We start from the raw sequence: 17,692 nt of genomic DNA, 5'->3' as shown, positions 1-17,692 counted from the left end.
CATCCGCCTGTCCACCGCCTGCCGGCACCGTCGGGCGGCGCGCCGCGACTCCCTAGACTTCAGCCATGGCAACGAGCAGGGCAGCGAGCGAGGAGACGGACGGGATCCCGATGCGCGTGCGTCGGATCGACCTCCGTGACTCGGGCACGAGCAACATCGACTACCGCAGCGTGGTGCCGCGGGCCGAGTTCGACGTCGAGACCGCGACCCATGCCGTGCAGCCGATCATCGACGCCGTCCGCACCCGCGGCGTGGAGGCGATCGGAGAGTTCTCGCAGCAGTTCGACGGCGTCGAGCGTGAGGACATCGTCGTGCCCCCCGAGGCGCTGGCGCGCGCGCTCGACGAGCTCGACCCGGCCGTGCGTGCGGGGCTCGAGGAGTCGATCCGCCGCCTGCGGGCGACCTGCGCGGCCGAGCTCGAGTCCGACGTCACCACGTCGCTCGGCGACGGGGCGACCGTCACGCACCGCAAGGTGCCGGTCGACCGGGTCGGCCTCTACGTCCCCGGCGGTCTCGCCCCGCTCGTGTCCAGCGTCGTGATGAACGTCGTCCCCGCGCAGGTGGCGGGCGTGCGGTCGATCGCGCTCAGCAGCCCGCCGCAGAAGAACTCCGACGGCCTGCCGGAGCCCACGATCATGGCCGCCTGCGCCCTCCTCGGGATCGACGAGGTCTACGCCGTCGGCGGCGCCCAGGCGATCGCGATGTTCGCGTACGGCGCCGGCCCCTGCCGCCCCGTCGACCTCGTCACCGGGCCGGGCAACATCTACGTCGCGGCCGCCAAGCGCGTCCTGCGCGGGGTCGTGGGCATCGACTCGGAGGCCGGGCCGACCGAGATCGCGATCCTGGCCGACGACTCGGCCGACGCGTCCTTCGTCGCCGCCGACCTGATCAGCCAGGCCGAGCACGACCCGATGGCCGCCTCGGTGCTGGTCACCGACTCCCTCGCCCTGGCCGACGACGTCGACGCGGAGCTGGAGAAGCAGGTCTTCGCGACCCGGCACACGGCGCGCGTGCAGACCGCCCTGACCGGGCGGCAGTCCGCGATCGTGCTCGTCGACGACGTCCAGCAGGGTCTCGACGTCGTCAACGCCTACGCCGCCGAGCACCTCGAGATCCACACCCGCGACGCCACCGACGTCGCTTCGCGGGTGCGCAACGCCGGCGCGATCTTCGTCGGGTCCTTCGCCCCGGTCTCGCTCGGTGACTACTGCGCCGGGTCCAACCACGTGCTGCCCACCGCGGGGTGTGCGTGCCACAGCAGCGGGCTGTCGGTGCGGGCGTTCCTGAGGTCGGTGCACGTCATCGACTACTCTCGCGACGCGCTGGCCGAGGTCGCCGACCACGTCGTGACGCTGGCCGAGGCCGAGGACCTGCCGGGACACGGTGCCGCCGTGAGGGTGCGGTTCCAGTGACGTCGTTCCCCCCGATCCGCGAGGAGCTGCGCGGGATCGAGCCGTACGGCGCCCCGCAGCTCGACGTCCCCGTCCAGCTCAACGTCAACGAGAACCCCTACGGCCCCTCGCCCGAGGCGGTCGCCGACGTCGCGGCCGCGGTCGCGACGGCGGCGGCCACCCTCAACCGCTACCCCGACCGCGAGTTCACCGACCTCCGGCGCGGCCTGGCGGCGTACCTCAACACCTCGGGCGGCAGCGGGATCACGCCCGAGATGGTGTGGGCGGCCAACGGCTCCAACGAGGTGATGCTCCAGCTGCTCCAGGCCTTCGGAGGCCCGGGACGGTCGGCGGTCAGCTTCGCCCCGACGTACTCGATGTATCCCGAGTACGCCCGCAACACGATGACCGAGTGGGTCACCGGCCACCGCGCCGAGGACTTCTCGCTCGACCTCGACGCCGCCCGCAGGCTGGTCGAGGAGCGCCGGCCGAGCGTGGTGCTCCTGCCGTCGCCCAACAACCCGACCGGCACGGCGCTGCCGCCGGAGGCGGTCACCATGCTCTGCGAGGCCGCGGGCGAGGGAGTGGTCGTCGTGGACGAGGCGTACGGCGAGTTCCGCCGGTCGGGCACGCCCAGCGCGCTCGAGCTGCTCGGCGCGCACCGCAACCTGGTGGTCACCCGGACCATGAGCAAGGCCTTCGCGCTGGCCGGCGCGCGGCTGGGCTACCTCGCCGCCGATCCCGCGATCTGCGACGCGATCCGTGTGGTGCGGCTGCCCTACCACCTCTCGGCCGTCACCCAGGCGACGGCGTCGGCGGCGCTGCGGCACGCGCCCGAGCTGCTGGGCAACGTCGCCGAGCTGCGGGCCGAGCGCGACCGCACCGTGTCGTGGTTGCGCGAGCAGGGGTTCACGGTCGCCGACAGCGACGCCAACTTCGTGCTGTTCGGGAGGTTCGCCGACCGGCACGCGGTCTGGCAGGGTCTGCTGGAGCACGGCGTGCTGATCCGCGAGACCGGTCCCGACGGGTGGCTGCGGGTCTCGATCGGGACCGCGGACGAGATGACCGCGTTCCGGGACGCACTGACCATCGTGATGAAGACCGAGCAGATGAGGGACACACCATGAGCCGCACCGCCAGCATCGAGCGGGCCACCTCGGAGTCGAAGATCAAGGTCGAGCTCGACCTCGACGGCACCGGGCGCAACGACATCTCGACCGGCGTCGGGTTCTACGACCACATGCTCACCGCGTTCTCGCGGCACTCGCTGGTGGACCTCACCGTGCACGCCGACGGCGACACCCACATCGACGCCCACCACACCGTCGAGGACACCGCCATCGTGCTCGGCCAGGCGCTGCGCGAGGCTCTCGGTGACAAGGCCGGCATCCGCCGCTTCGGCGACGCCACCGTGCCGCTCGACGAGGCGCTCGTGCAGGCCGTCGTCGACGTGTCGGGGCGCCCCTACTGCGTGCACACCGGCGAGCCCGACGCCCAGGCCTACGTCGCCATCGGGGGCGGTGGCGCCGACGGCGTGGCCTACCAGGGCTCCCTGACCCGCCACGTCTTCGAGACGATCTCGTTCCACGCCCACCTCGCCCTGCACGTGCGGGTGCTCGGTGGCCGCGACCCGCACCACGTCGTCGAGGCGCAGTTCAAGGCGTTCGCACGCGCGCTGCGCGACGCGGTCGCGTTCGACCCGCGCGAGCAGGGCGTGCCGTCCACCAAGGGGACGCTCTGAGCACGCACGACCCCGTCGTCGTCGTCCTCGACTACGGCTCGGGCAACCTCCGCTCGGTGGTGCGAGCCGCCGAGCGGGCGGGCGCGAGCGTGGTCCTCAGCGGGGACTTCCAGACCGCCCTCGACGCCGACGGCCTGATCGTCCCCGGCGTCGGGGCCTACGCGGCCTGCATGGAGGGCCTGCGCGCCATCAAGGGCGAGCGCATCATCGGTCGTCGCCTCGCGGGCGGGCGACCGGTGCTGGGCATCTGCGTCGGCATGCAGATCCTCTTCGAGCGCGGGGTCGAGCACGGCGTCGAGACCGAGGGCTGCGACGAGTGGCCCGGCACGGTCTCGCGCCTCGAGGCCGCGGTCGTCCCGCACATGGGCTGGAACACCGTCGAGGTGCCCGAGGGGTCGTCGCTGTTCGCCGGCGTCGAGGACGAGCGGTTCTACTTCGTGCACTCGTACGCCGCCCGCACCTGGGACCTCGTCACCAACAACCGCACCACACCGCCGCTGGTGACATGGGCCGAGCACGGGGGAGACCGGTTCGTCGCGGCCGTCGAGAACGGGCCGCTGTGGGCGACGCAGTTCCACCCCGAGAAGTCCGGTGACGCCGGCGCGCGCCTGCTGCGCAACTGGGTCGCCTCGCTCTGAGCTCGCTCTGAGCCTGACTGCCCCCGAAATGGGGTCGCGGATCCGTCCCGGGCGTGGCTACCTTGCCGCCATGGCCACGATGAGCATGAACCAGATCATCCACGCCGCCGTACGCCGCGACGTGGCCCGCACCGAACAGGCACTGCGCTCCATGGCGGACGGGGACGGCCCCCGGGCTCGTCAGCTCCAGACGGCGTGGCGCAACCTGGTGCGCGAGCTGACCCACCACCACGAGGCCGAGGACGACATCGTGTGGCCGTTCCTGCTCTCGCGTGGGGCGGACGAGGCCCTGATGGCGGCGATGGAGGACGAGCACGTCGCCATGAAGGAGGCGCTGACGTCGGCCAGCCGCGCGATCGACGGGGTCGTGGCCGACCCGAGCAGGGCCACGGCAGAGGCGGCGGCCGACGTGATCGCCGGCGCTCGCACGGTGATCGACAATCACCTCGACCACGAGGAGCGCGAGGCCGAGCCCTTGATCGCTGGCCTGGAGGACGACCCGGAGTGGAAGGCACGAGCCAAGAGGATGCGCCCCCAGGCCATCCGCGACGCCGGGAGCGCGCTCGCCTGGATGCAGGACGGGGCCGGCCCGCAGGAGCTGGCCGCGCTCCGAGCGACGATCCCCGGCCCCGTGGTGAGCATCGTGACCAAGGTGTTCGGGCGCAGGTACACCCGCGAGATCGCCCCGACCTGGCGGTGACGACGCAACCTTCCGGGCAACCTTCCGCGCACGCGCCTCGTCCGAGAGGCATGAGACGGATCTGGGTGGCCGCGACCGCACTGGCGATCTGCGTCGTCGCGAGCCCGGCGCAGGCCGACACCCGCACCAGGACGGACGGCACCGCCGACGCGGCCGGGTTGCCCGCGGCGTACGACCTGATCTCCGCCACCTGGGACTACACGCCCGAGCGACTGGTGGTGACGGCCGACCTGGGGGAGACGGGGCGTGAGGGCGTGGTGCTGACGGCGAGGTCGTCGCACTTCTGGGAGGGTTACGACGTCGTCGCCCGCACCTGGCGCCAGGACGGACGCACGGTGCGTCGTCTGTGGATCTGGTTCAACACCGTGGAGCGCACGCCCGTCGCGTGCCCGGGCATGCGGGCCACATGGCGGCCCAGCACGGTGCGCCTGTCGGTGCCGGGCTCCTGCCTCTTCGACGGGACGCCCATGACCGACCTCAGCGTGACCACCAACGCGAGGGGGTCGCGCGAGGTCGAGGACCTGGTCGTGGGACCCCGACGGCTCACCTCCCGCTAGCGCTCGCGCTGGTCCGCCTCCGCCAGCTCGGCGAGCCGGAGCAGCTGCTTGCGGGCCATCACCAGGTCGCCGACCGAGACGAGCGGGGCGACCCACGGACGGGCCCGCGCCACCACCTTGAGCAGCAGCCGCGTGCCGGAGGCGGCTGGCACGACGACGTACGACATGTGGGCGCCCATGATCCGCGCGGTCAGGTGCTCACCGGGCTCGACCTCCACCACCCGACCCTGGTCGCGGCCGAAGGCGCGGGTGAACGGGTCGCCGACGCGTGGCTCTGGGAGGTCGACCCGCGCGGACGGGGAGCGGCGACCGAGGTTGTCGACCAGGTCGTAGGAGTACGGCGCGAGGCGCACCTGGCGCAACCGCGCCCACACGGTCGCGGGGTCGGCGTCGACGGTGACCCCGCGCCACGCCTGGAGCCCGGGCTCGCGGACGTGGTCGTCGCACGGGTAGTGCCGGCGGGTCTCGTCCTGCGTGACTCCCCAGCGGTCGCCCATCATGTCCCGATCCTTCCACGCGATGCCGCGCTCGATCCGGCGACGTACCCCGCCCGGGGGATTGCCCGCGGCATTTCACCCGGCTTACGTTCGCTGCACGGTTCGCGGCAGTGCAGCCGCGCCGGGAGGGACTCACCATGGCCCACATCCGTGCCCGCATGCTCGCCGTCGCGACCGCCGCCGCGCTCGTCCTCACCGGCCTCGGCGCCCAGTCGGAGGCGACGGCGGGTGGTGGCGGAGGCGGCCACGGACCAGGTGGGCACGGCGGTCACGGCGGGCACGGGCAGGTCGACCGGCCGACGAAGGTCGTGATCATCGTCGTCGACTCGCTGAGCAAGGAGATCGTCGACCGCTACGACATGCGCAACATCGAGGCGCTGATGAAGGACGGCGTCGACACGCCGCGCGCCTACCTGGGCCACACCGGGTCGGTCACCGTCGTCACCCACAACGTCATCACCTCGGGCCAGCTGCCCAAGCACATGGGATGGACCGACGAGGGCTACCGCGACGTCGACGGCATCCTCGGCGATCCCGAGCCGCTCAACCCCGACCAGCTCTACATCACCAGCAACGCCACCACCGACCTCTTCAAGCTCCAGCAGGCGGCCGGCTACCCGAAGCTCGCCGACTACCTCGCGGCCGCCGACCCGACGGCGAAGACCTTCACCATCAGCCCCAAGGGCTATGCCGCCTACGCGTTCGGCGGCGCGGGCTCCGACTCGCTCATCACGTTCGGCAGCGGCCCGGAGTGCACGACGGGCGGCTCGTGGCGCAAGCCGGTCGGGATCAACGTGCCGTCCTACATCCTCGGTGAGCCGTGCAGCCGCTTCTGGGTGCACAGCGGCTACCCGACGTACGCCTACGACACCGCGAAGCTGCCCGCGATCCTCTACCCGCTCGACAGCGACCGCTACGTCACGGGCAAGGACCCGGCCCACCCCGGCGGCGACGTGTGGGCCGCCGACGCTGCCGTCGAGGTGATGCGCAACGAAGCCAGCTGGAACGGCATCTTCGTGACTCTGCCCGGCGTCGACAAGGCGGCGCACATGTGGGGCGGCGTGACGGACCCGGGCCCGACCGGCACCGACGGTGACCCGATGACGCACATGGCCGCCGCCACCGCGGAGGCGGACCGCCAGGTCGGCAAGATCATGGCCGAGCTCGAGGCCCAGGGCGAGATCGACGACACCCTGGTCGTGCTGACCGCCGACCACGGGTCGGTCGCCGGCACCCACTTCTACGGCAAGTCCGTCGCCACCCGCGACTACGGCTACAACAACTGGTACTACGGCGACCCCGAGAACGACACGGCCTACACCCAGCCGCAGGACGCGCTGGCGCCCCTGGTCGCGACCGGCAACGTCGGGCTGTCCTACAGCGACTCGATGCTCCGGGTGTGGCTCAAGGACCAGTCGCCGGCCGAGGTCGACGATGCCGCGGCGGCCATGGCGACGATGGAGGCGGTGACCGCCGTGTGGCGTCGGGACGGCGACCACTTCGACCGGGTCTCGCCGGTGCGATGGGACCGGATGCGCTCCGGTGGTGAGCGGTCGTGGTTCGTGCGCAAGGCGCAGGAGCTGGTCGACACCGAGGCGGCCGACTACGGCCCGGACCTGATCGCCACGCTGCCCGACGACACGACCTACTCCGTCGCCGGCGACCACGGCGGCATCCAGCGGGCCGCCCAGCAGATCCCGATCGTGTTCGCCGGGGGCGGCGTCTCCAGCCACGACCTGCGGTCCGAGGTCCGCTCGGTCGACATCATGCCGACCATCCTGCGGGCGATGGGCATCAGTGCGACGTACCCCATGGACGGCATCGCCTACGACCTGCCGATGCGCAGGAGGCACGGCCACTAGAACGTCACGCAGTGGCGGGCGGCCGGCGCGATGCATGTCTCTGCAGTGTCTCGCGCCGGTGCCGTCCCGCCGGGTGGGGACCGCCCGGCTCCTAGGATCACGGGCATGAGCGACTACCTCGAGCTGCTGCCTGCCGTGGACATCAAGGGCGGCCAGGCCGTCCAGCTCGTCCAGGGCGTCGACGGCTCGGAGAAGCGCTTCGGCGACCCGGTCGAGGCGGCGCTGCGCTGGCAGGAGGCGGGCGCGGAGTGGCTCCATCTCGTCGACCTCGACGGCGCCTTCGGCCACGGCACCAACCGCGAGCTCCAGGCGCAGATCGTCGGCACCCTGGACATCCACGTCGAGATGAGCGGCGGCATCCGCGACGACGAGTCGCTCGAGGCGGCGATGGCCACCGGCGCGCGCCGCGTCAACATCGGCACCGCCGCGCTCGAGCACCCCGAGTGGTGCGCACGCGCGATCGCGACGTACGGCGATCGCGTGGCCGTCGCCCTCGACGTCCGTGGCCGCACCCTGTCGGCGCGGGGCTGGACCCGCGACGGCGGCGACCTCTACGAGGTGCTCGCCCGTCTCGACGGCGAGGGCTGTGCCCGGTACGTCGTCACGGACGTCGACAAGGACGGCATGCTCCAAGGCCCCAACCTCCAGCTCCTCGGCGACGTCTGCGCGGCGACGGACCGACCGGTCGTGGCCAGCGGCGGAGTCACGACGCTGGCCGACATCGAGGCGCTGATGGGCCTCGTCCCGATCGGCGTGGAGGGCGCCATCGCCGGGACCGCGCTCTACGAGGGCCGCTTCACCCTCGAGGACGCGCTGGCGCTCACGAAGGGCGTGACGCCATGAGCCTCGCCGTCCGGGTGATCCCGTGCCTCGACGTCGACGGCGGGCGGGTCGTCAAGGGCATCAACTTCACCGAGCTGCGCGACGCCGGCGACCCGGTCGAGCTGGCCCGCACCTACGACGCGGAGGGCGCCGACGAGTTGACCTTCCTCGACATCTCGGCCTCACACGAGGGGCGCGCGACGACGATGGAGGTCGTCTCCCGCTGCGCCGAGGAGGTCTTCATCCCGCTGACCGTCGGCGGGGGAGTCGGCAGCGTCGAGGACGTCGACCGGCTGCTGCGCGCCGGGGCCGACAAGGTGGCGATGAACACCGCCGCGATCCACCGCCCCGAGCTCATCGCCGAGGTCGCCGACCGCTTCGGCAACCAGGTCCTCGTCCTCTCGGTCGACGCGCGCCGAGCCGACACCGGGTCCGGGTTCGAGGTCACCACCCACGGCGGCCGCAAGAGCGCCGGCCTCGATGCGATCGAGTGGGCGGCGCGCGCCGCCGAGCTCGGTGCCGGCGAGATCCTGCTCAACGCGATGGATGCCGACGGGACGCAGGACGGCTTCGACCTCGAGCTGATCCGCGCCGTACGCCGCGAGGTGACCATCCCCGTCATCGCCAGCGGCGGTGCCGGGTCGGTCGAGCACTTCGCCCAGGCCGTCGACGCCGGTGCGGACGCGGTGCTCGCCGCCACGGTCTTCCACTTCGGCACCCTGCGGATCAGCGAGGTCAAGGACGGCCTGGCGCGCGCCGGTCACGCCGTTCGTTGAGATGTGTACTACCCGTGGGTTGAGGGGACCTACGATTCCCCCCCATGCGCACGATCCCCCGCACCCTCGCCGCCACCGTCCCGCTCGCCCTGCTCCTTGCACTGACCGCGTGCGGCGCGCCGCGCGACGAGGCCGACGACGCCGTCGACAGCACCACCGCCGACGAGAGCAGCTCGACGCCCGACGCCGACGCGTGCGCCAAGGACGGGCTCCAGACCCTGACCGCCGGCACCCTGACCATCGGCACCGACTCCCCGGCCTACTCGCCGTGGTTCGTCGACGACGACCCGACCAACGGTGAGGGCTACGAGTCCGCGGTGGCCTACGCGATCGCCGAGCAGCTCGGCTACTCCGACGACGAGGTCACCTGGGTCACCGTCCCGTTCAACGCGGTGGTCAGCCCGGGGGAGAAGAAGTTCGACCTCGACCTCAACCAGGTCTCGATCACCGAGCAGCGCCGCAAGGCCGTCGACTTCTCCAGCGGCTACTACGACGTGCGCCAGACCGTCATCACCAACAAGGGCAGCGCCATCGACGGTGCGACCTCGCTGGCCGACCTCGCCGACGCCAGGCTCGGCGCGCAGGTCGGCACCACCAGCTACACCGCGATCTCCGACCAGATCGGCACCTCCGAGCAGGCGGCCGCGTTCGACACCAACGACCAGGCGGTCCAGGCCCTCAAGAACGGGCAGATCGACGGCATCGTCGTCGACCTGCCGACGGCCTACTACATGACAGCGGTCCAGCTCGACGAGGGCACGATCGTCGGCCAGCTGCCGCTGCCGGACGGCGACGTCGAGCAGTTCGGTGCGGTGCTCGACAAGGACAGCCCGCTGACCGACTGCGTGAGCCAGGCCGTCGACACGCTGCGCGAGGACGGCACCCTCGACGACATCGCCTCCGAGTGGCTGGAGCAGCAGGGCGCTCCCGAGCTCTCCTGATGAGCAGATCGGCCGTGGACGGCTGGCGGCCGTCCGCGGTCCAGCTCGAGCGCGAGAGCTATCGGCGCCGCCAGACAGTGCGCAGCGCGGCGATCGCCGCGGCGAGCACGCTGGTCGTGCTGGGCGTGGTGGGTGGGCTCGTGGTCAGCTCGCCCGGCTGGGAGCGGGTGCACGAGACGTACTTCGACGCAGGAAAGGCGGTCGACTCGTTCCCCGCGGTGCTGGCCGGGCTCTGGATGAACGTCAAGATCATGGTGATCTCGGCGGTCGCCATCGTCGTCGTCAGCCTGACCATCGCGGTGATGCGCACGACCCGCGGCCCGATCGCGTTCCCGCTGCGGCTCATCGGCACGATGTACGTCGACGTGTTCCGTGGCCTCCCGCTGCTGCTCGTGATCTTCCTGCTCGGCTTCGGCGGGCCGGCCCTCGACCTGTCCGGTCTCCCGCGCAGCGCCCTGTTCTGGGGCTGCGCGTCCCTGGTGCTGTCCTACTCGGCGTACGTCGCCGAGGTGTTCCGCGCCGGCATCGAGTCGGTGCACACCTCGCAGCGGCTCGCCGGGCGCGCGCTCGGGCTGACCTACGCCCAGACGCTGCGGCACGTGGTGCTGCCGCAGGCGTGGCGGCGGGTGCTGCCTGCGCTGATGAACGACCTGGTCTCGCTGCAGAAGGACTCCGGCCTGATCGCCGTGCTCGGCACGGTCATCGACGCGATCCGCGCGGCGCAGATCGAGACCGCGAAGGACTTCAACTACACGCCGTACGTCGTGGCCGGCTTCCTGTTCATCTGCCTGACCGTGCCGATGGCGCGGCTGACGGACTGGTTCGCCCGCAAGCAGGGCTTCCACGGCGCCGGGGGGATGATGTGAGCGAGCCGACGAGCGAGACGGTCCTGGAGATGGCCGGCGTCCGCAAGGCGTTCGGCGCCAACGTGGTGCTCAGCGGTGTCGACCTGACGGTCGACCGGGGCGAGTGCGTGGTGCTGATCGGTGCGTCCGGGTCGGGCAAGTCGACGCTGCTGCGCTGCGCCAACCTGCTCGAGACCGTGGACGACGGCGTCATCACCTTCGAGGGCGAGGACATCACGGACCCGCGGGTGAACGGCGACGAGGTGCGTTCGCGGATGGGACTCGTGTTCCAGTCCTACAACCTGTTCCCGCACCTGAGCGTGCTCGGCAACGTGACGCTGGCCCTGCGCAAGGTGCACGGCGTCTCGTCGGCCGAAGCCGACCAGCGAGGGCTGGCGATGCTGGACCGGGTCGGCCTGGCCGAGAAGTCGAAGGCACGTCCCGACGACCTGTCGGGCGGGCAGCAGCAGCGCGTCGCCATCGCTCGCGCGCTCGTGGCCAACCCACGGCTGATGCTGCTCGACGAGGTGACCTCGGCCCTCGACCCCGAGCTGGTCGGCGAGGTGCTCGACCTGCTCTCCGACCTGAAGTCGGAGGGCGTGACGATGGTGCTCAACACCCACGAGATGGGCTTCGCCCGCGACGTCGCCGACACCGTCTGCTTCCTGCACGACGGCGTCGTGCACGAGACCGGCACGCCGGCCCAGGTCATCGGCGACCCGCAGCAGGAGCGCACGCGCGCGTTCCTGTCGCGGATCCGCGCCTAGCGCCGGGAACCGCGTCTCCCCAGACACGTGGGTGCCGGTGCGTGAACCACAGTTGGCCGGTCGAGAAGGTGGCTCACACACCGCCGGGGCGCGTGTCTCCCCAGACACGTGGGATGCCGGTGCATCAACCACAGTTGGCCGGTCGAGAAGGTGGCTCACACACCGCCGGGGCGCGTGTCTCCCCAGACACGTGGGATGCCGGTGCATCAACCACAGTTGGCCGGTCGAGAAGGTGGCTCACACACCGCCGGGGCGCGTGTCTCCCCAGACACGTGGGATGCCGGTGCATCAACCACAGTTGGCCGGTCGAGAAGGTGGCTCACACACCGCCGGGGCGCGTGTCTCCCCAGACACGTGGGATGCCGGTGCATCAACCACAGTTGGCCGGTCGAGAAGGTGGCTCACACACCGCCACCGGGCTGCTCGGCTCCGGCGCGGGGCATCACCCCTCACCCGACGAACGGACGGAACGGTCGTCGTACGTCGCGTGGTGCGCCTGTGCGCGTCTCATGTGGACGCGTTCGGTCCGTCGGTCGTGCAGGCTAGAGCCTGCTAGAGCCCGCGCTCGGAGGCGCGCAGCGCGGTGATCGCCCCGTCGTCGCCGGTCAGCTCGACGTGGGACCGGTCGCGGCCGTAGCAGAAGAGCACCAGCTCCGACGGCAGCCCGGCGACGACCGCGCCACGGCCGCGGCGCAGCACCGCCCGCGAACCGGTGTCGGTGCGCTGGAGCGTCACCGGCACGCCGGCCTTGCGGACCATCAGCCGCCCGAGGGTGCGCAGCGGCAGCCACAGCGCGTCCTCGTCGTCCTTGTCCAAGTCGCGCGACTCCCAGTCGGACGAGCCGCGGCGGATGTCCTCGTGGTGCACGAACATCTCGACGAGGTTGCCGACCGAGTCGACGGGACCGATCGCGGACGGGCTCCACAGTGGCGGGCGGCGTACGCGCTCGAGGATGTCGGACCAGTCCCAGTCGGCGACGCGGGCCATCTCCCGGTCGGTGAGGCCCGCCAGGAAGGGCACCTTGATGCCGGGCGACCCGACGGGGCTGCCCTCCCGCACGACCAGGTGGGTGAGCAGGTCGCGGGTGGTCCAGTCGCCGCACAGCGTCGGCGTGTCCGGTCCGAGCTGCTCCGCGAGGTCGGCCAGGGCGAGCCGCTCACGCCGGGCGAAGGAGGTCATGGTCAGACCGTAGCGGCCGGCTCTTGATTGCGTGGCTGTCGGTGGCGAGGCATAACCTGCATGGTCGAGGTGTTGGGCACCACGGACGAGCGACGAGGAGCGGGGCAACCACGGGTGAGTGACGATCAGGCAGTGCTGCAGGGGTCGACCACTCGCGAGGGCTTCGCCGTGCTCGGCCACGCCGTCCGACGGGAGCCGGGCATCTTTGCCCTCTCCACCCTCGGGTCGGTGCTCTTCGCGGTGCTCACCGTCGCCGACGCGTGGGTGCTGGGCTGGTCGACCGACCACGTCGTCATCCCCGCCTTCGAGGACGGCGAGATCGGCGCGGGACTGCTCTGGGCGGTGCTCGGGCTCTTCGTCGGGGTCGCAATCCTGCGCGCGGTCGGCATCGTGGCGCGCCGTCTCGGCGCCGGGATCATGCAGTACCGCATGCAGGCCCACACGCGCCGGGCCGTGACGAGGCAGTACCTCGCGCTGCCGATGGAGTGGCACCAGCGGCACCCGACCGGACAGCTCCTCTCCAACGCCTACTCCGACGTCGAGGCCGCATGGGGACCGATCGCCCCGCTGCCGATGGCCCTCGGCACGGTCGTGATGATGGTGATCGCCGTCGCCCAGATGCTGCTCGCCGACGTGGTGATGGCGCTGGTCGGGCTGCTCGTCTTCCCCGCGGTCGTCATCGCCAACCTGGCCTACCAGCGGCTCGCCTCGCCGCTGATGACGCGCGCCCAGGGCCTGCGCGCCGAGATCAGCGAGATCGCGCACGAGTCGTTCGACGGCGCCATGGTCGTCAAGACGCTCGGGCGCGAGACCGAGGAGACGACCCGCTTCGCCGCCAAGGCCGACCAGCTGCGCGACGTCAACATCAAGGCGGGCCGGATCCGTGCGGCGTTCGACCCCACGCTCGCCTCGCTGCCCAACGTCGGCGTCCTCGTCGTGCTGGCCGTCGGCGTCGAGCGGGTGACCACCGGCGCCACCGACCCCGGCGACGTGGTGACCGTGGCCTACCTCCTCACGATCGTGTCCTTCCCGATCCGGGCGATCGGCTGGCTGCTGGGCGAGTTCCCGCGCAGCGTGGTCGGCTTCCGGCGGACCGAGGCCGTCCTCGCGGCCACCGGCTCGATGGAGTACGGCGATCGGCGCATCCCCGCCGTCGAGCACGGGGCCCGGCTCGACGTCGCCGGCCTGCAGTACGCCTACGACGCCGACGCGCCCCTCCTGACCGGGGTCAGCTTCGACGTGGAGCCCGGCCGCACCGTGGCGGTGGTCGGTGCGACCGCCTCCGGCAAGAGCACCCTGACCAGCCTGATGACCCGCCTCGTCGACCCCGACGCCGGGCAGGTCACCATCGACGGGATCGACCTGCGCGACCTCGCCCCCGGCGCGCTCGCCGAGTCGGTGGCGCTGGTCCCGCAGACCGCGTTCCTCTTCGACGACACCGTCCGCGGCAACGTCACCCTCGGCGCCGACATCCCCGACGAGCAGGTCTGGGCGGCTCTGCGCGACGCGCAGGCCGACGGGTTCGTCGCCGCGCTCGGCGACGGACTCGGCACCCGGCTGGGGGAGCGCGGGACGTCGCTGTCCGGCGGCCAGCGGCAGCGCATCTCCCTGGCCCGTGCGCTCGTACGCCGCCCGCGGCTGCTGATCCTCGACGACGCCACCTCGGCGGTCGACCCGGAGGTGGAGGCGCGCATCCTCGCCAGCCTGCGGGCAGGCTCGAGCGACACCACGCTGGTCGTCGTCGCCTACCGCAAGGCCACGATCGGCCTCGCGGACGAGGTGATCCACCTCGACGACGGCGCCATCGCCGACCGCGGCACGCACGCCGAGCTGCTCGACCGCAGTCCCGCCTACGCCCGGCTGGTCAACGCCTACGAGCAGGCCGCCCACGAGGAGTCGAAGTGAGCACCACGACCGCCGAGCCGACGAGCGGCACCCGGATGGACTCCGGCGAGGACATCGGCGCGATGGACACGATCCGTCGCGGCGTCGCCATCTCGCCCGAGCTGCGCGACGGGTTGGGCACCACGCTGCTGCTCGCGGTGCTCGCCTCCTGCGGCCAGGTCGTCGTGCCCATCGCCGTACAACAGACGCTGGACCAGGGACTCAACGCCCCGGGCGGCCCTCGCCTGTCCTACGTCGTGTGGCTCGGCCTCGCCGCAGCCGTGGCGATCGCGGTCACCAGCGTCGCGTCCTACGCCATGACCTCACGGCTCTTCTCGACCTCCGAGCGTGGGTTGGCGACGCTGCGGATCAAGGCGTTCCGCCACGTCCACGACCTGCCGCTGCTGACGCAGAACACCGAGCGCCGTGGCGCGCTGGTCTCGCGCGTCACCAGCGACGTCGACCAGGTCAGCCAGTTCCTGGTCTTCGGCGGGCTGATCTTCGTCGTCAGCGTCGGCCAGATGCTGGTGGCGACCGTGATCATGGTGATCTACAGCTGGCAGCTCGCCCTCGTCGTGTGGCTGTGCTTCGCCCCGCTGTTCCTCTCGATCCGCTACTTCCAGCGCAAGCTGTCGCAGGCCTACGGCGTCGTGCGCCACCAGGTCGGCGTGCTGCTCGGCGCGATCAGCGAGCCGGTCGTCGGCGCGGCGGTCGTGCGTTCGTACGCCGTCGAGGACCGCACCCAGCAGCGCATCGACTCCGCCATCGACGAGTTCAAGGCGGCCAGCACGCGCGCGCAGCGGTTCACCGTGGTGTCGTTCTCGCTCGGCGGGATCTCCGCCGGGCTCGCCAACGCCGGCGTGCTGGTCGTCGGCGTGCTGCTCGGCTTCACCACCGACATGACCGCGGGGCGCGTGCTCGCCTTCGCGTTCCTGGTGACCCTCTTCGTGGGACCGGTGCAGATGGGCACGCAGATCCTCACCGACGCGCAGAACGCGATCGTGAGCTGGCGCCGGGTCATCGGCATCCTGGAGACGCCGGCCGACCTGGTCGATCCCGGACCGGACGGGCAGGAGCTGCCGCGCGGCCCGCTGGACGTGACCTTCGCGGACGTCACCTTCGCCTATCCCGACGGCCCCGACGTGCTGTCCGACGTCTCGATGCACATCGACGCCGGCACCCGCGTCGCGATCGTGGGGGAGACCGGGTCGGGCAAGTCGACGTTCGCCAAGCTGTTGACCCGACTGATGGACCCCCGGACCGGGGCGGTGCTGCTCGACGGGATCGACGTGCGTGACATCGCCCAGCACTCGCTGCGCCGCAGCGTCGTGCTGGTGCCGCAGGAGGGGTTCCTCTTCGACGACACGATCACCGCCAACGTGCGCTACGGCAAGCTCGACGCGTCCGAGGCCGAGATCCTCGCCTCCGCGGACGAGCTGGGCCTGCGTGACTGGCTCGACGGGCTGCCGCACGGTCTGGCCACCAAGGTCGGCCAGCGCGGCGAGTCGCTGTCGGCCGGCGAGCGCCAGCTGGTGGCACTGATGCGCGCGCACCTCGCCGATCCCGACCTGCTGGTGCTCGACGAGGCCACCAGTGCGGTCGACCCCCAGCTGGAGATGCGCATCGGGCGAGCCCTCGAGCGGCTGATGCAGTCGCGGACGTCGGTGACGATCGCGCACCGGCTCTCCACCGCGGAGAACGCCGACGAGGTCGTGGTCGTGGACCGCGGCCGGGTGGTGCAGCGGGGGCCGCACGCCGTGCTCGCCGCCGAGTCAGGCAGCGTCTACGCCGGGCTCCACGCGTCGTGGGTCGCCCAGCACGGGACGGCGTAGGTCAGCCGAGCAGCTGGGCGATCAGGTCGTCGACGTCGAGGTTGACGCTCTCGAGGCCGCTGGGCACGAGGGCCAGGGTGTCGTCGAGGAAGTCGGAGACCTGGTGGGCGTCGGCCGCGAGCAGGAGCTCGCCGTCGGGAGAGCTGAGGGTGACGTGCACGACGGCCCTGCCGTCGTGGGCGACCGCGGGCGCCACGTGCACGTCGCCGGCACCGGCCGGCTCGTGCAGGCCGGCGAGCAGCAGGTCGCGACCGAACGTCCAGGTCAGGGGCTCGTCGGCGGCGAGGAAGGTCATCGACACGGCGAAGGGGTCCGGACGGTGGTAGCCCAGCACGGTCTCGATCCGGTGGCTGTTGCCACTCTCGTCGAGGCACTCGAGCATCACGTCACGGGCGACGTCGGCAACGACAGGCTGCTGGCTCATGGGGGGACTCCTTCGGGAGGTGCCGGTCCGGGGGGTGCGGCGGGTGGTGCTGGTCTGTTCAACGGCAGTCTGGCCCAAAGGCAACGGCCTGCACGCAGTTTGTCGACCCAAATGTCTGATCGGTGTTCCATATGACCCGATAGGGTCATGTGGTGATCGGACGAACAGTCGATGGTGCTATCCGAGAACCGGTGTCGTCCTGATGGGGGTGCCAGGAACCGGTGTAGCGAAGCGGATCGTACTGGAGGGCCTCGGTTGGCTCCTACTTCTCGCGGGTGTCGCCGCGATCTTCCTGCCCGGCCCGGGCCTGCTGGGGATCTTCGCCGGCCTCGCGCTGCTGTCCCAGCAGTACGAGTGGGCCGAGCGCCGGGTGGAGCCCGTGCGCCTGCGGGCTCTCCGCGGGGCGGCCGAGGGCGTCGAGACCTGGCCGCGCATCGTCATGTCCGTCACCGGCGCGATCGCGCTCGCCGCCTGCGGCGTGCTCTGGATCATCAAGCCCCCGGCGCCCGACTGGTGGCCGTTCGCCGAGTCGTGGTGGCTGCCCGGCGGACTGTGGACCGGGATCACCCAGATCGCGTCCTGCTTCATCGCGCTGGCCCTGATCGTCTACTCCTACCGTCGCTTCTACGGCCACCCCGAAGCGGTCGAGGAGCTCACCCGGGCGATCGACCGGGCCGACGACGAGTCCGACGGCGTCGTCGACGAGACACCGGTTTCGTGACCGGCGCCGGTGCCCTGTAGAGTCACCGCCGCACCACGCGGGCGATTGGCGCAGTGGTAGCGCGCTTCGTTCACACCGAAGAGGTCACTGGTTCGAACCCAGTATCGCCCACTCC

At 71.6% G+C, this 17,692-nt stretch carries 18 protein-coding genes and 1 tRNA gene; 16 read left to right on the top strand and 3 right to left on the bottom strand.

Going from position 1 to position 17,692, the window contains the following annotated elements:
• The first annotated feature begins 65 nt into the window (after positions 1-65).
• The 6 genes from hisD (at position 66) to C7S10_RS12245 (ending at position 5,027) form a co-directional block, all read left to right on the top strand.
• Positions 66-1,412 (top strand): histidinol dehydrogenase, encoded by a 1,347-nt coding sequence (hisD, locus tag C7S10_RS12270; protein ID WP_243395339.1) that lies wholly within the window; start codon positions 66-68, stop codon positions 1,410-1,412.
• Entirely contained in the window at positions 1,409-2,518 is a 1,110-nt protein-coding gene (locus C7S10_RS12265; protein ID WP_108344731.1) for a histidinol-phosphate transaminase, read from the top strand. The genes hisD and C7S10_RS12265 overlap by 4 nt, the downstream gene beginning before the upstream one ends.
• Entirely contained in the window at positions 2,515-3,132 is a 618-nt protein-coding gene (hisB, locus tag C7S10_RS12260; protein ID WP_108344730.1) for an imidazoleglycerol-phosphate dehydratase HisB, read from the top strand. Before C7S10_RS12265 ends, hisB begins: the two co-directional genes overlap by 4 nt.
• Positions 3,129-3,770: an imidazole glycerol phosphate synthase subunit HisH gene (gene hisH, locus C7S10_RS12255; protein ID WP_108344729.1), complete on the top strand. Its 642-nt coding sequence runs from the start codon at positions 3,129-3,131 to the stop codon at positions 3,768-3,770. Before hisB ends, hisH begins: the two co-directional genes overlap by 4 nt.
• A gap of 70 nt (positions 3,771-3,840) precedes the next feature.
• A complete protein-coding gene (locus C7S10_RS12250) occupies positions 3,841-4,470 on the top strand; it encodes a hemerythrin domain-containing protein (RefSeq protein WP_165807136.1) in 630 nt (209 codons plus the stop codon).
• A gap of 65 nt (positions 4,471-4,535) precedes the next feature.
• The gene (locus C7S10_RS12245) at positions 4,536-5,027 is read left to right on the top strand and encodes a hypothetical protein (RefSeq protein WP_108344727.1); all 492 of its coding nucleotides are present in this window, start codon (positions 4,536-4,538) and stop codon (positions 5,025-5,027) included.
• On the opposite strand, the gene C7S10_RS12240 is transcribed toward C7S10_RS12245, so the two are convergent.
• Positions 5,024-5,527 (bottom strand): polyketide cyclase, encoded by a 504-nt coding sequence (locus C7S10_RS12240; protein WP_108344726.1) that lies wholly within the window; start codon positions 5,525-5,527, stop codon positions 5,024-5,026. The two genes, C7S10_RS12245 and C7S10_RS12240, sit on opposite strands and share 4 nt — an antisense overlap.
• A 134-nt stretch (positions 5,528-5,661) precedes the next feature.
• Here C7S10_RS12240 and C7S10_RS12235 point away from each other — a divergent pair, with 134 nt between their 5' ends.
• The 6 genes from C7S10_RS12235 (at position 5,662) to C7S10_RS12210 (ending at position 11,537) form a co-directional block, all read left to right on the top strand.
• Positions 5,662-7,386: an alkaline phosphatase family protein gene (locus C7S10_RS12235; protein ID WP_108344725.1), complete on the top strand. Its 1,725-nt coding sequence runs from the start codon at positions 5,662-5,664 to the stop codon at positions 7,384-7,386.
• A 105-nt stretch (positions 7,387-7,491) separates the two neighbouring features.
• A complete protein-coding gene (gene priA / locus C7S10_RS12230) occupies positions 7,492-8,229 on the top strand; it encodes a bifunctional 1-(5-phosphoribosyl)-5-((5-phosphoribosylamino)methylideneamino)imidazole-4-carboxamide isomerase/phosphoribosylanthranilate isomerase PriA (RefSeq protein WP_108344724.1) in 738 nt (245 codons plus the stop codon).
• Positions 8,226-8,984, top strand: a complete 759-nt coding sequence (gene hisF, locus C7S10_RS12225) for an imidazole glycerol phosphate synthase subunit HisF (RefSeq protein ID WP_108344723.1) — start codon at positions 8,226-8,228, stop codon at positions 8,982-8,984. Before priA ends, hisF begins: the two co-directional genes overlap by 4 nt.
• Positions 8,985-9,028: 44 nt before the next feature.
• A complete protein-coding gene (locus tag C7S10_RS12220; RefSeq protein WP_108344722.1) occupies positions 9,029-9,925 on the top strand; it encodes an ABC transporter substrate-binding protein in 897 nt (298 codons plus the stop codon).
• Positions 9,925-10,791 carry an amino acid ABC transporter permease gene (locus C7S10_RS12215; protein ID WP_108344721.1) on the top strand — a complete coding sequence of 289 codons (867 nt, stop codon included), beginning with the start codon at positions 9,925-9,927 and terminating at the stop codon, positions 10,789-10,791. The genes C7S10_RS12220 and C7S10_RS12215 overlap by 1 nt, the downstream gene beginning before the upstream one ends.
• A 29-nt stretch (positions 10,792-10,820) precedes the next feature.
• Positions 10,821-11,537 carry an amino acid ABC transporter ATP-binding protein gene (locus C7S10_RS12210; RefSeq protein WP_108344981.1) on the top strand — a complete coding sequence of 239 codons (717 nt, stop codon included), beginning with the start codon at positions 10,821-10,823 and terminating at the stop codon, positions 11,535-11,537.
• 552 nt (positions 11,538-12,089) lie between these two features.
• Here C7S10_RS12210 and C7S10_RS12205 read toward each other — a convergent pair.
• The gene (locus C7S10_RS12205; RefSeq protein ID WP_108344720.1) at positions 12,090-12,716 is read right to left on the bottom strand and encodes a TIGR03085 family metal-binding protein; all 627 of its coding nucleotides are present in this window, start codon (positions 12,714-12,716) and stop codon (positions 12,090-12,092) included.
• 132 nt (positions 12,717-12,848) lie between these two features.
• Between C7S10_RS12205 and C7S10_RS12200 the strand changes: the two genes are divergently transcribed.
• On the top strand, positions 12,849-14,621 hold the full coding sequence (locus tag C7S10_RS12200) for an ABC transporter ATP-binding protein (protein WP_341476749.1): 1,773 nt from the start codon (positions 12,849-12,851) through the stop codon (positions 14,619-14,621).
• On the top strand, positions 14,618-16,432 hold the full coding sequence (locus C7S10_RS12195) for an ABC transporter ATP-binding protein (protein WP_341476748.1): 1,815 nt from the start codon (positions 14,618-14,620) through the stop codon (positions 16,430-16,432). The genes C7S10_RS12200 and C7S10_RS12195 overlap by 4 nt, the downstream gene beginning before the upstream one ends.
• Position 16,433: 1 nt before the next feature.
• On the opposite strand, the gene C7S10_RS12190 is transcribed toward C7S10_RS12195, so the two are convergent.
• Positions 16,434-16,856 (bottom strand): SsgA family sporulation/cell division regulator, encoded by a 423-nt coding sequence (locus C7S10_RS12190; protein WP_108344718.1) that lies wholly within the window; start codon positions 16,854-16,856, stop codon positions 16,434-16,436.
• Positions 16,857-17,058: 202 nt separating this feature from the next.
• Between C7S10_RS12190 and C7S10_RS12185 the strand changes: the two genes are divergently transcribed.
• Positions 17,059-17,577 carry a PGPGW domain-containing protein gene (locus tag C7S10_RS12185; protein WP_108344717.1) on the top strand — a complete coding sequence of 173 codons (519 nt, stop codon included), beginning with the start codon at positions 17,059-17,061 and terminating at the stop codon, positions 17,575-17,577.
• A 39-nt stretch (positions 17,578-17,616) separates the two neighbouring features.
• Positions 17,617-17,688: transfer RNA gene (locus C7S10_RS12180), tRNA-Val, on the top strand.
• Positions 17,689-17,692 lie beyond the last annotated feature (4 nt).

The organism is Nocardioides currus, from assembly GCF_003057875.1.
Lineage (GTDB): Bacteria > Actinomycetota > Actinomycetes > Propionibacteriales > Nocardioidaceae > Nocardioides > Nocardioides currus.
The sequence above is the reverse complement of the archived record's forward strand: the minus strand, read 5'-3'. Positions and strand labels throughout refer to the sequence as shown.

Bases quoted from the DNA above. Each gene is read 5' to 3' on its own strand.
- C7S10_RS12235 (WP_108344725.1), top strand. From the start codon at position 5,662: ATGGCCCACATCCGTGCCCGCATGCTCGCCGTCGCGACCGCCGCCGCG.
- hisF (WP_108344723.1), top strand. From the start codon at position 8,226: ATGAGCCTCGCCGTCCGGGTGATCCCGTGCCTCGACGTCGACGGCGGG.
- hisB (WP_108344730.1), top strand. From the start codon at position 2,515: ATGAGCCGCACCGCCAGCATCGAGCGGGCCACCTCGGAGTCGAAGATC.
- C7S10_RS12210 (WP_108344981.1), top strand. From the start codon at position 10,821: ATGGCCGGCGTCCGCAAGGCGTTCGGCGCCAACGTGGTGCTCAGCGGT.
- C7S10_RS12205 (WP_108344720.1), bottom strand. From the start codon at position 12,716: ATGACCTCCTTCGCCCGGCGTGAGCGGCTCGCCCTGGCCGACCTCGCG.
- C7S10_RS12250 (WP_165807136.1), top strand. From the start codon at position 3,841: ATGGCCACGATGAGCATGAACCAGATCATCCACGCCGCCGTACGCCGC.
- C7S10_RS12215 (WP_108344721.1), top strand. From the start codon at position 9,925: ATGAGCAGATCGGCCGTGGACGGCTGGCGGCCGTCCGCGGTCCAGCTC.
- hisD (WP_243395339.1), top strand. From the start codon at position 66: ATGGCAACGAGCAGGGCAGCGAGCGAGGAGACGGACGGGATCCCGATG.
- priA (WP_108344724.1), top strand. From the start codon at position 7,492: ATGAGCGACTACCTCGAGCTGCTGCCTGCCGTGGACATCAAGGGCGGC.
- C7S10_RS12185 (WP_108344717.1), top strand. From the start codon at position 17,059: ATGGGGGTGCCAGGAACCGGTGTAGCGAAGCGGATCGTACTGGAGGGC.
- C7S10_RS12220 (WP_108344722.1), top strand. From the start codon at position 9,029: ATGCGCACGATCCCCCGCACCCTCGCCGCCACCGTCCCGCTCGCCCTG.
- C7S10_RS12190 (WP_108344718.1), bottom strand. From the start codon at position 16,856: ATGAGCCAGCAGCCTGTCGTTGCCGACGTCGCCCGTGACGTGATGCTC.
- C7S10_RS12240 (WP_108344726.1), bottom strand. From the start codon at position 5,527: ATGATGGGCGACCGCTGGGGAGTCACGCAGGACGAGACCCGCCGGCAC.